The 11,319-nt window shown below is 47.7% G+C and carries 8 protein-coding genes; 3 read left to right on the top strand and 5 right to left on the bottom strand.

The window, feature by feature from the left end; translation table 11 throughout:
* Positions 1 to 424: 424 nt before the first annotated feature.
* The 3 genes from gshA to E1162_RS00680 form a co-directional block, all read right to left on the bottom strand.
* Positions 425 to 2,023, bottom strand: coding sequence for a glutamate--cysteine ligase (gene gshA, locus E1162_RS00690; RefSeq protein WP_155125597.1), 1,599 nt, complete (start codon positions 2,021 to 2,023; stop codon positions 425 to 427).
* Between the two features lie 31 nt (positions 2,024 to 2,054).
* Positions 2,055 to 2,525 (bottom strand): MarR family winged helix-turn-helix transcriptional regulator, encoded by a 471-nt coding sequence (locus E1162_RS00685; protein ID WP_155125595.1) that lies wholly within the window; start codon positions 2,523 to 2,525, stop codon positions 2,055 to 2,057.
* A gap of 318 nt (positions 2,526 to 2,843) precedes the next feature.
* The gene (locus tag E1162_RS00680; protein ID WP_155125593.1) at positions 2,844 to 3,557 is read right to left on the bottom strand and encodes a GntR family transcriptional regulator; all 714 of its coding nucleotides are present in this window, start codon (positions 3,555 to 3,557) and stop codon (positions 2,844 to 2,846) included.
* A 627-nt stretch (positions 3,558 to 4,184) separates the two neighbouring features.
* Between E1162_RS00680 and repA the strand changes: the two genes are divergently transcribed.
* The 3 genes from repA to repC all read left to right on the top strand — a co-directional run bounded on the left by repA (position 4,185) and on the right by repC (position 8,014).
* Positions 4,185 to 5,405, top strand: coding sequence for a plasmid partitioning protein RepA (gene repA / locus E1162_RS00675; protein ID WP_371311750.1), 1,221 nt, complete (start codon positions 4,185 to 4,187; stop codon positions 5,403 to 5,405).
* Positions 5,402 to 6,478 (top strand): plasmid partitioning protein RepB, encoded by a 1,077-nt coding sequence (gene repB / locus E1162_RS00670; protein ID WP_155125591.1) that lies wholly within the window; start codon positions 5,402 to 5,404, stop codon positions 6,476 to 6,478. The genes repA and repB overlap by 4 nt, the downstream gene beginning before the upstream one ends.
* Positions 6,479 to 6,733: 255 nt before the next feature.
* On the top strand, positions 6,734 to 8,014 hold the full coding sequence (gene repC / locus E1162_RS00665) for a plasmid replication protein RepC (RefSeq protein WP_155125589.1): 1,281 nt from the start codon (positions 6,734 to 6,736) through the stop codon (positions 8,012 to 8,014).
* Positions 8,015 to 8,072: 58 nt separating this feature from the next.
* On the opposite strand, the gene arsB is transcribed toward repC, so the two are convergent.
* A complete protein-coding gene (gene arsB, locus E1162_RS00660; protein WP_155125587.1) occupies positions 8,073 to 9,119 on the bottom strand; it encodes an ACR3 family arsenite efflux transporter in 1,047 nt (348 codons plus the stop codon).
* A 10-nt stretch (positions 9,120 to 9,129) separates the two neighbouring features.
* Positions 9,130 to 9,465, bottom strand: coding sequence for an ArsR/SmtB family transcription factor (locus tag E1162_RS00655; protein WP_155125585.1), 336 nt, complete (start codon positions 9,463 to 9,465; stop codon positions 9,130 to 9,132).
* Positions 9,466 to 11,319 lie beyond the last annotated feature (1,854 nt).

Below are 11,319 nucleotides of genomic sequence, written 5' to 3'. Positions count from 1 at the left end.
TAGGAGCCCCAATAATCATCGGCTGTTCCTTTTCCATATTCCGGCAGTGGCTGTCGTTTGCAGTAATTTAGTTCATCAAAACCTACAGACTAAATACCCATTTTCCGCGCTTCTTTTAATTTGCGGCCCGTAAGAAGCGCATAGGAAATCCATCAGTGTCAATTGAGAGATATTCATTATCTCCGATTAAACGAATGTTTGGATGGTATGTGTTGATTTCTCTACGTCAAAGTTACCAATTAGCCGTAGTTTTTCTAGGAGGGTATTTGTCTGTATACGCTAGGGAAATTGTCTTTTGCAGAATATTGCGCCTAGTTCGATTTGGTATTCATAGGTGCGTCTGCATTACGCTGAAAGGGTTTTGTTGGGTGGCTATGTATCGTGATGCGGAAGGGCGGGCCTGAAGCCCACCCCTATGATTGTTTTAGTGTTTGCGATGGCAGGCTGGCGGACAGAAGTAGTGTGATTGAGCATTGAGGTACTTGTCAAAGGACACCTCCTGCTCCTGCTCCTTCTGGGAATGCGCGGCTCTGGACTGGGCCACCTGAGCTTCCAGCATTTTCTCCTGCGTTTTGTCCATTGGCAACACTTTGAAATGATCTGTCTGCGTCTTGGCTATCGCCTCGATAAAGGCTTGGTGCGAACCATATTCCTTTACCGCTGCCAGAACTTTGGCACTTGGCGTTAGTGAGCTATCTTTAAGCTTCTCGAGCTGCGCATCGAGTGCTTCTTCATGGGCCCCTTCGGTTCCCAATGCTTCATCGAACGCTTTTGCAAGATCGCGCATTTTTTCCAGAAGCATCAGGCCTGCTTCTTTAAGTGTCACTCCCTTACCGTAGAACGGGAGCTCAAGCCCTTCTTTCCGACCAAACCGCGCTACAAGCTGCAATTGTTCATTAAGCTGCTTCTGCTCTGCAGTATCGATTGATGGGCTTTCTGAGAGCGCCATATATGTGAGGAAGACATTAAAGAACATCGCTTCCTGCTCATCAATTCCAACTGGTAGGAATGGATTGATGTCTACGCTTCTCAGCTCAATATATTCGATGCCGCGCCGACACAGCGCAGTGATTGGGCGCTCTCCCGGCAACGCATTACGTTTAGGGCGAACGGAGCCATAGAGCTCATTTTCAAGCTGTAGCTGATGCGTGTTGATCTGCTTGTAATGGCCCTCTGTCTGCACACCGATACGCTCGTATAGATCCTCTGAGGTATCAAGTGCAGCCTTTAGGCCCTCAAGATAATCTTCCATACTGTTAAAGTGGATATCGAGTTTGCCTTGAACAACGCTCGTGTAACCAAGATCACTCATTCTCAAAGATGTGCCGTACGGCGCAATGAGCGTTTCATCCCCGAGCGGCTCTAGGCCAACATCCCTGCCCTGAACATAACTGCTATCGATCGCAGGTGTTGCTCCGAACAGATAGAGTACCAGCCAACCGTGGCGCTGGATGTTGCGGATTAGAGAAAGGTAGCCATTGTTGGTTGCGTATTGCGGATCAGCTTCTCTTAGCGAAGCTGGCTGCAGCATGTTCCAGAGTTCTTCAGGCAGGGAGAAATTGTAATGAATGCCGGAGATCGTCTGCATGGTCTTGCCGTAGCGGTGAGCAAGGCCCATGCGGTACAAAGTCTTGATGCGCGCAGCATTGCTGTTTCCGTATTCAGCAATGCGGATGCTTTCCTCGCCCTCAAGATGCGGGGGCATGCTGGCGTTCCAGAAATACTCACCGCGAGGCAAATTGCGAGCCGTGAAAATGTGGAGGTTACGCAGGAATTGAATGCTATCTGCCATGTTAGCTGTGGCAGGCGTAATAAACTCCAGCTGAGCTTCTGAGAAGTCCGTCGTGATGAACTTGTGCGTCAACGCTTTGCCGATGCCTTCTGGATGCTCATGCATCGACATTTTGTTATCGGATGTTACGCGCAGGCTTTCTTTTTCGATACCAACGCGAATCTTGGAGAGTTGGTCCTGAAAGGAACTATCTTGCATAAGAGGCATACACAGTGTTTCTGGAGCAGACATATTAGGGGCACCCATTCTAGAGCCTCAAAGATTAGTTGCTGGTTTCAGCGGCGGTCCGCTGTTTTTCAGAGTTAATGAATTTTGCAAAAAGCCGAAGGCTCTCGTGAACCTGCTCAGCAGTTTGGCTTGGCATGGACTGGACCAGTCGGTTGATCCACTTGCTCTGCCCTTCGGTGAAATTCTCGACAAACTTGGTACCCTGCTCTGTGAGGCAAAGTCGGCGGGCCCTTCCGTCTTGCGGACAGCAGGCGCTTGTTACAAGACCCTTCGTTTGCAGACGTTTTACAACGCGGGAGGCACCACTTTTGGTGAGACCAAGATTTTGACCAATGCTTTGAACGGGGCATTCAGGCGCTTCTGCAATCAAGCGAAGGGTCAGAAAATCGCTAAGCGTAAGTCCCTCGAAATCGAGGTCGCTGCTACACTGGGAGTTGAAGTGCCAAGCAACCGTGAGGAGGTCATTATAGAGGTTGTCTTCGGCGTCGTTTGTAATCCGGGACATTTATTTTCCAGCACTCGTTCGCGCAAAATCAATACAGTTGACGCTATCAACTATTTGGTTGAGCGTGTCAACTAATTCCTTTCAAAGGTAGGATGTATTTTTGCTCAAACAATTGTGAAGGGAAAAATAAACCCCGTGGAGCAGTTAACGCGGCATCCTCCTTACCACGAGACGCTCGAACACGGGGCCTGATATAGCACTGTGAAGCAAGAGTTATATCTCGCCAATAGGTAAGCCTACGTGGGATCGTTAAAATGTTGCGGATACAATCTCTTAGGCCGCAATTTCGTACTGCATGTTACTTAATTGGTAGCCCGATTATGCCATTCCTTTGCAGTAGCAGAGGTCAAGATTGTTTCTTATGTGAGCAGAAAGGATCTCAACAGCCTCTTCGGGACGGCGATTTATAGCGCTCAAATAGAGGTCGCAATGGTCGTTGTTGAAATTCTCCAGCTGATAAGTCTCTAGCGTGAGGACATGTCTGTAACGCCCCATATTCTCTAGTAGGATATGGTTTAACTTCTGTGACCACGTTGAACGCGCACCAGCCACAAGCATCCTGTGAAAGTACTGGTGCTGCTCTTCCCAATCCCCCCAGTGGCGAAGTGGGGTATCAGGAGAACGTTCAAGTTTCTCCAAGCGCTTGTAGGCTTCTTGGACACCAGCTTCCCAGTCATCGTCACCGTTGATTATTGAATCTTTAAGAGCCTCGCCTTCAACCAGAATGCGTTGATCGAGAATATCCTCTAGTTCATCAAAGGACAGACGCGGTACGAAAAAGCCGCGATGGCTTTCGGTTGCGACCATTCCCTGACTAACTAATCTAGAGAGCGCCTCTCGAACCGGCGTCGGGCCAATTTCAAGCTTCTCGCTTAGCTTCACAATTTTAAGCTTTTGGCCTGGTTTGAGATTGCCAGAAAGTATCTCCCGACGAATGTACAGCTGAGCCTGATCAATGAGAGAGACACCGGTATCTGCGCCAAGCCCAACTACTGCCGGATCATACTTTAATTCCGAGGCATCGATCTTCATTTGCTGTACTCGATAGGTGTATTCAACTTAGGTTGAATGATCTTGTAACAAAAAAAGCATAGCCTCAAGTGTCGTTACTCAGAAGTTTGGCGGCAAAGGCGAGTTCGTTTGAAATAATGTTTCGCAGGCCGGGGACATTAGAAAAACATACTAATGAAATGCATAGAGCACGGCTCGATTGGAAATTAATTCCAATATCGATAATCGATACTGCAACCTAAGCAGTGTGTAAATTTGTTGTTACACTCACCAGTGGTCAGACTGAGTTAGCAGTTTGATAGTTTTCTCGTAGGGTGTAATGCGTTGCCCTGCATGCTTTTTGAAACGGCTGAAACAGAATCAATTTGACGCTAGAGGAACTTAGTTCACCTTAAACTATCGTCTTAAGTGGTGATTTTCGGCTCGGATCTGGTTTTCACCCAACTTTTTAATCATTTCACGGGAAACGTTCACTCTCTTCCATAACCCATTGAATATAATGGAATATCTTCCGAAAAATGCCGCGAAAAACGCCCAAACATTAACGAGCATTAACCAAAAAGAGATTGCGTAGAGTTGAAGCATGAGTTCAATCTAGACGCAATTAGGGGTATTTGTGCCCGAAATTCCGTTTGGGAGCAACTTGAAGTGCAATATGGCAATACAACGCTAACACGCGAAGAAACGCCGTCTGAGCGTATTTCACGCTATTCGCAGCTTTTGTCTGGTCAGCTTCACCGGTTGCGTCAAGAACTGTACCCGCCAGAGGCTCATAAAGCGCTGCGCGCCTTTTCTTCCGTCGATGTTGCGCGCATTATTGGCGTATCTGAGTCCACAATCCGTCAGCTTGACCTCGATGGTGAAGGCCCGAGCCCTACCCGTCTTGCAAATGGCCGTCGTAGCTACACACTTTCACAGATTAACGATATTCGCCGTGTTTTGGCAGCCCGAAAAAAGGGCGATGAAGCGGTAAATATCCTGCCTCACCGCCGCGAAGGTGAGGTTCTGCAGGTTATTGCTTGCGCAAACTTCAAGGGCGGATCGGCAAAAACAACTACAAGTACCCATCTAGCGCATTATCTGGCGCTTCAGGGCTACCGTGTTCTTGCTATTGACCTTGATCCGCAGGCCTCTTTGTCTGCCATGTTCGGCATTCAGCCTGAGTTTGATGTTGAGCCAAACTGCACTTTGTTTGGAGCGCTTCGTTATGATGAGGACCGCCGACCTCTAGATGAGGTTATCCGACCAACATACTTTGAAAATCTCGATCTTGTTCCAGCAAACCTGGAGTTGGCCGAGTTCGAGCATATCGTACCTTCAGCCATTGCAACCGGTGCCTCCACTGGTGAAGACATCTTCTTCCGCCGTGTTAAGAGCGTGCTGCAAGAGGTTGAGCATCGTTATGATGTTGTCGTAATCGACTGCCCGCCGCAGCTTGGCTTCTTGACCCTCGGCGCGCTGTTTGCTTCTACCGGCCTTCTCATCACTCTGCATCCTCAGATGTTGGATCTTGCCAGCTGTAACCAGTTCCTCGGCATGAGTTCTGATTTGATGAGCGTGATTGAGAACAATGGCGGTGAGATGAACCTCGATTGGATGCGCTTCCTCATTACGCGCCATAATCCGAACGATAGCCCACAAACCCGCGTTGTTGGTTTGCTTCGTGCATTGTTTGGTGAGGACGTTATGACCGCTCCGGCTTTGGAAAGTACTGCTGTTGCCAACGCCGGGCTTGAAAAGAAGTCCCTTTACGAACTGGAACCTGGTGCTATCGGCCGCGAAACATTGAAACGCGCGCTTGAGAGCATTGACTCGGTTAACAAGGAAATTGAAGACCTTATGAAGACCTCATGGGGACGGAAACTATGACCAAAGCGAAGGATCGCAAGCACGCTCTAGACAGTCTCTTCGGTGGCGGAATGGCGAATATGGTGCAGCAAGGCGTTGCACCGCGTCCTCGCCTGTCCTCAGGGGCCATTGGCGCTGCTGAGATCAATTTGATCAAAGACGAGCGTGATACGCTTCGTAGCCAAGTTGATGATCTAACAACGCGGCTGTCATCTTCTATCAACGTCGTGGAGCTCGACACCGCTTGCGTTCAGCCATCATTTGTGGCCGACCGAATGGTCGTGGAACATGATCCGGACTTTGAAGCGCTCAAGGCCTCCATTGAAGAGACCGGACAGCAAGTTCCAATTCTTGTTCGTCCATCAAAGGACAGCGAAGGCCACTATCAGATTGCCTATGGTCACCGCCGCTGGCGAGCCTGTAAAGCGCTTGGTATCGCGGTTCGCGGTGTTATCAAGGACCTGACAGACGAAGATCTGCTGATTGCTCAAGGTCAAGAAAATCATGAGCGTAAGAATCTAAGCTTTATCGAGACTTGCCTGTTCGTTTACAGGCTGTCTAAAGATTATCCTCAAACGCTTATCTGTCGCGCGATCGGTAAAGATAAGTCTTTGGTGTCTAAGTACCGTAAAATTGGTGCGATGATGCCTGAAGATCTATTAGAAGCTATTGGTCCGGCACCTAAAATTGGTCGCCCGCGCTGGGAAGAAATGCAGCAATACTTTGAAGAAGGTGTTGTTAAAGAAAAATACAGCTCTATTCTTTCCGAAGTTCTTGCATCTAGTGACTTTAAGAACGCTTTCAGTGATGAGCGCTTTACCATTGTATTGGCTGCCCTACAGCCCAAAGACGATGAGGCAGAGAGCGCAGTTGATACTGAAATCGAGGTCGCTAAGGCCGATGACAAACCGGAACGCAAATCCGCTGAATATGAGTGGATTGGCCGTGAACAGGTGCGCGTCCAACGTAAAGGTTCTGCATTCAATCTCGTGATCGATGAGAAGAAGCACCCAGGCCTTGCTGGCTTCGTAATGGCTCGGCTTGAATCTGTTTTGGAGGAGTTTGAGGAAAGCACCAAAGGCGCAAATTCATGACCTAGTTTATATGAAAAAGGTCTCACTGACGGCAATCAGCAAGACCTTAATTCACGCCCAAACCAGCAAAAAGCCGGTTCAGGATCATCTTTGGCGAGACAATCCTACGACAACTGGCCCTTCCGAATCAAGAGCATATTGCTTCTTGAATTGGGTCTTTGTGCTTTATTCGCTGATTTGAGCAGTCTTATCCCACATGATGCCCAGCATCTATCGGCACCAAGCGAGTTGGCCTCCTTGGTGAACGGGTGATTTATGCATTCTGTTCAAGTTGCTTCTTTCAGAAAATTAACGCCAGCAATGGTACATAGCCAAAAACTGGCTATGGCAAACGATATCGTTCAAACCACTAAGGCTGAGGCGGCAATTACGCTCAAAAGAGCTGCGCCCGCTTTAGGAATTGATGGCACGACCTATCACGTTATGGATATTCTGATTGGCCTTACCCAGTCTAGGGATTGGGACGCTGATCGTCGGCCACTCGTTGCGATTTCGAATGAGAAATTGGCTGACTTTGTATGCCGATCGCAGAGAACCGTAATTCGAGCTATCAAGAGATTGGTTGAACTTGGTGTTCTAGCCTACAGAGACAGCCCAACGGGACGTCGGTATATTTATCGCAACAATCAAAGCGGTGAAATCGACAGAGGTTACGGCTTTGATTTTTCACCAGCTCGTCAACGTATAGCGGAACTCAAAGAAAAGGCAGATCGGTTTCAGGCGGAACTACGCGCTCAGCAGGAAGCCAAGCGTTCGATTTCACGGTTGTCTAGAGCGATTAAGGATCTGGCTAATTTGAACCAATTGGAAGGTCGTGATGCTAGTGACTATTTGGTGAAACTTGATGAGTTGATGGACAAGACCATCGATATCTATGATCGTGCAAAAGCATTAGAAGCGCTTCATGGCGAATTTGTTGAGTGGACGACAAGGGATGAGACCCAATCTGAAAACGCTTTTTCTAAACAATTGGCATGCGAAGATGACATCAATGTCACCCCCAATATATATACAACCCTAAAAGAACCTATAAATAGTAACATGCGGTTATCGTCTGACGACGATAACTCAAATGACGAAAACGCCAGCTGCGCTGTCGAAGAAGCTTTTGAAAAAAGCAATAATCGCAATTCTAGTGCCATATCTTCCAATGCCTCGGTTGAGAGACCCGGTAGGTCAGAAAAAATCGCAGAGGCAGATGTTTTGTCCAACGTTTCTATTGGATTATTGGACGTTGCTACGGCGAATGTACAAGAAGTTCTAGGGGTTCAGTTCGATAGTTGGCGAGATCTGCAGGCAAGTTGTGAACCTGCCCGACTCGCCCTCGGCGTTTCACCTCGTGCGTGGAAAGAGGCTGTCTCAACAATCGGGCTTAAGGCTGCCGGCGCGATCTTGGTTGTAACTTTGGAAAAGGCTTTGCGCGAACCGGATGTGATCAGCCGTCCGGGCGGATATTTTAGGGCCTGTATCGATAGGGCTGTTGACGGCCGCCTTGCTCTTCACAAATCGCTGTACGGGCTCGCTGAGAACGTCTGATGCATTCAAACGCGAACCCGTACATTGCAAAGTTTCTCGTCGTTCCCGTTGACAGATGTCAACGGTGGGACTGGGCTGGCTTGGTCCCCTGCCCTTCGGTGTTGAAGCTATTTCTAGTTCGGTTCGCGTACGCAACAAGCAGCAACATAATTGGCACCTCAACCAGCACGCCTACAATTGTCGCAAGCGCCGCTGCGGAATGGACACCGAACAAGCTAATTGCAACTGCTACCGCCAATTCAAAGAAGTTTGATGCGCCGATTAGTGCGCCTGGAGCTGCGACGTCGTGGGGCTGTTTCCACTTTGCCATCCAGCGGTACGTAATCCAGAAAATCAGAATAGTCTGGAGGATCAAAGGAATTGCAATAAGCAGGATGTCTTCTGGCGCTTCCAAAATGTTTTCTGCCTGGAGAGCGAATAGTAGGAACACGGTTCCGACCAAGCCGACAATCGATAGTGGTTTTGTCAATTTGGCGAAGCTATCGAGCTTAGAACTTGTTTTTAGAATGTGGCGTGTAAACCAACCGGCAGCCAATGGAATGACGACAAATAGGCCGACAGAAATAAGCAGCGTTCCCCAAGGAACGAAGATTTCTGAGAGACCAAGTAACAATGCTGCAATTGGCGCGAAAGCAACAATCATAATGAGATCATTCGCCGCTACCTGCGCAACCGTGTAGCTTGCATTGCCTTTAGTAAGGTAACTCCAAACGAAGACCATTGCAGTGCACGGCGCGACGCCAAGCAAAATCATACCTGCGATATACTGATCTGCAATCTCACTTGGTATAAGTCCCGAAAAGAGATAACGCATAAAGACTATTGCGAGCAATGCCATCGTGAAAGGTTTGATTAGCCAGTTCACTGCAAGCGTAATTATTAACCCTTTTGGTTTTACAAAGCAGTTTTTAACTTCGCTGAACTCGACTTGAACCATCATTGGGTAGATCATAAGCCAAATTAATACTGCGATTACCAAGTTGATCTGGTGAACTTGTATTCCAGCGATTGTGTTAAAGAGGTCTGGTTGTGTGTGCCCGGCGATCACGCCCAGTACCATGGCGATACCAACCCATACCGATAGGTACTTTTCAAAAAGACCCATGATGTGTTTCCTATTCTACTGTAGTGGCGCTGAGTGCAAGAACTGACTTTTGGAACTGCGCGAAGGCGTCTCTATTCAGTTCGTAGCAAATGCGAGGTGGTTTGCTCTCTGCAATTACGAAACCTGCTTTTCTCAAAATACTCATATGCTCGGATACGGTGGATTGCGCTAAACCCACGCCCTCTACGAGATCATTCCCGATACATCCCTTTTGCGCGGCGAGAAGTTTTAACAACCGAATTCGAACCGGATGAGCAATTGCTTTCGCTTGTGCTGCGAGTTGGCGTTCCGCCTCCTCGTCGAATTCCACTTCAAACTGGGTGGGCGTACATTGTGATAGTGACATTGCGGGTCTCATTCATATCGTTTATCGCCGAATACCGATATGAACAGAGAAATGCAAGTAGATTTTTGTTTTTGGGATTTTTATCGTTTGCGTCGGCCGAACTTCGCCGACGTTCTAACTAGCGTGCCTAGTTCGTTGGCCCCTCCCCCTCTCTGGATTAGACCGATCGGTGAAACCCAAAAGTAACTTATCGATTGGTTTTGCGTGGTTAGGAGAAGCTTGGGTGTGCTGTCCGTTGAGATTTGCAATTACGCATCGAGTATGGCTTGAGCCGGTAATGTGAAGTTTACCCCCAACGCCTGAGTATCTTGGTGATCTACGAAGCAGCTAAAGTCCGCGAACCTCTAGGACTCTCAGGAATAAGTTCACTGATCAGATATCTGTGGGACGAACGGATTTTAAGCTACCATCGCACAACGAACTAAGATGTACCTAGTAGTATTTTGAACCGCTTTTTAAATGGGTTCCTATAATCTTCTGACTAATTTACAGGTCACGTCGTTAAAAGTTCAAAGGGAACAGTAATATTGAGCGATAGTTTGAATTACTCATTCGCGTCTGCTTACCTATATTGTGTTTTCTATATCCCCATCCGCGTCTGTCTTTCACAATTTGCGCTGTTTACTCTGACCTATGCATAGTAAATAACTTCAGCATATACTGTACGTTTCCTTGATTACTAGTATTGGCGTAGCTCACTATTTTCAGCCTAGTTAGTGTGAGTGGACGTAGAGCGATACAATTGTCTATACCTAGTAAGATGGCCATTGCGGAGGAATGATCTAGCTGCCCTGCCCTCTTATAGGTAGAGGCGTAGATGGGGCTTTTCGATTTCGGGGTTAGCATTCACTAGAGATACTTGAGGACGGATGGTTTTCACTATTCCAAATAGTTTTGGTGCGAACGGACGCTTGATTGTAAGTTCTGAGTAGCGACCTAAGTGTGTTCTACACCAATCCTATCTTGGGACTAAAACCGTACCATTTACTCTCTTGCCATTTATCTGGAACCACTCAGAACAGAGTCTCCCAAACCATCTACACCAATTTAGTTTGGTTCGCTTCTACGGCCCTTGGGCGTCGCAATGCCTGGCGCAGAGTAAAGAACTCTTTTATTCTGCGCTTACCTTAATTGGCGCGCAGAATTTCCCTCTCACGCCAACTATAGGAATAGCAAACAGTTCCGCCGCTAGATCTCGGATTTGCTCGCCCAGAGCAGCGCTGCGTTTTGTTTGCTATTTCATGTCACATGCGCGCTGCGGCTTTGTATTCTCTGGATTCAGTATCCTAGCGGCTTTTAAGTAGGTCTTGTTGTTAACCCCGTTTCTCGTTCCAGTTCAACCAAGCCGCCTAAGGCACACGTTGACTAGAGGTGCCATCATATTTCTATGGCGCGTATAATTTTGCAATGTTTGCGTAGTAAATTGTTTGCTGGTGGGATGTTGACAGGTGTCAACGTTTTCAACTGATCCATTGCTCCGCGCTACCCTTACCTGCGACTACCAAGGTTGACAGGTGTCAACATGAAGCATTCATTAACGAGTTGCGCAAATGGTTATTCTACATTTCTTTCTAGGTCTGTAATTACGCTATTCGCAGAAAATATTGTGATCGGAAAATGGGAATGAAATGCTCTGGTGCTATCATCTTCTAGCCTGTCAATCGCACAGTACAGAAAAGTTGGGCCAATATGTATTGAGGTATCTGATTATAACTCTAAGTATGGGCTTGGAGTTCAGGAGTGTTTGACAGCTGTCAACTCGGGCTTGGTATTCGGTGGCGAATTGTTTGCCGGCCGTAGAGAATATTGTGGGAGGAACTTAAAAACTATGGCTTGGTAATGCCAAATCAAGAA

Source organism: Pseudovibrio flavus, from assembly GCF_009711345.1.
Classification (GTDB): Bacteria; Pseudomonadota; Alphaproteobacteria; order Rhizobiales; family Stappiaceae; genus Pseudovibrio; species Pseudovibrio flavus.
Note: the sequence above shows the minus strand (reverse complement) of the source record. Positions and strands in the feature narration are given on the sequence as shown.

Excerpts from the sequence above, each read along its gene's own strand:
- arsB (WP_155125587.1), bottom strand. The coding sequence starts at position 9,119 with ATGGGTCTTTTTGAAAAGTACCTATCGGTATGGGTTGGTATCGCCATG.
- E1162_RS00655 (WP_155125585.1), bottom strand. The coding sequence starts at position 9,465 with ATGTCACTATCACAATGTACGCCCACCCAGTTTGAAGTGGAATTCGAC.
- E1162_RS00680 (WP_155125593.1), bottom strand. The coding sequence starts at position 3,557 with ATGAAGATCGATGCCTCGGAATTAAAGTATGATCCGGCAGTAGTTGGG.
- gshA (WP_155125597.1), bottom strand. The coding sequence starts at position 2,023 with ATGTCTGCTCCAGAAACACTGTGTATGCCTCTTATGCAAGATAGTTCC.
- repB (WP_155125591.1), top strand. The coding sequence starts at position 5,402 with ATGACCAAAGCGAAGGATCGCAAGCACGCTCTAGACAGTCTCTTCGGT.
- repC (WP_155125589.1), top strand. The coding sequence starts at position 6,734 with ATGCATTCTGTTCAAGTTGCTTCTTTCAGAAAATTAACGCCAGCAATG.
- E1162_RS00685 (WP_155125595.1), bottom strand. The coding sequence starts at position 2,525 with ATGTCCCGGATTACAAACGACGCCGAAGACAACCTCTATAATGACCTC.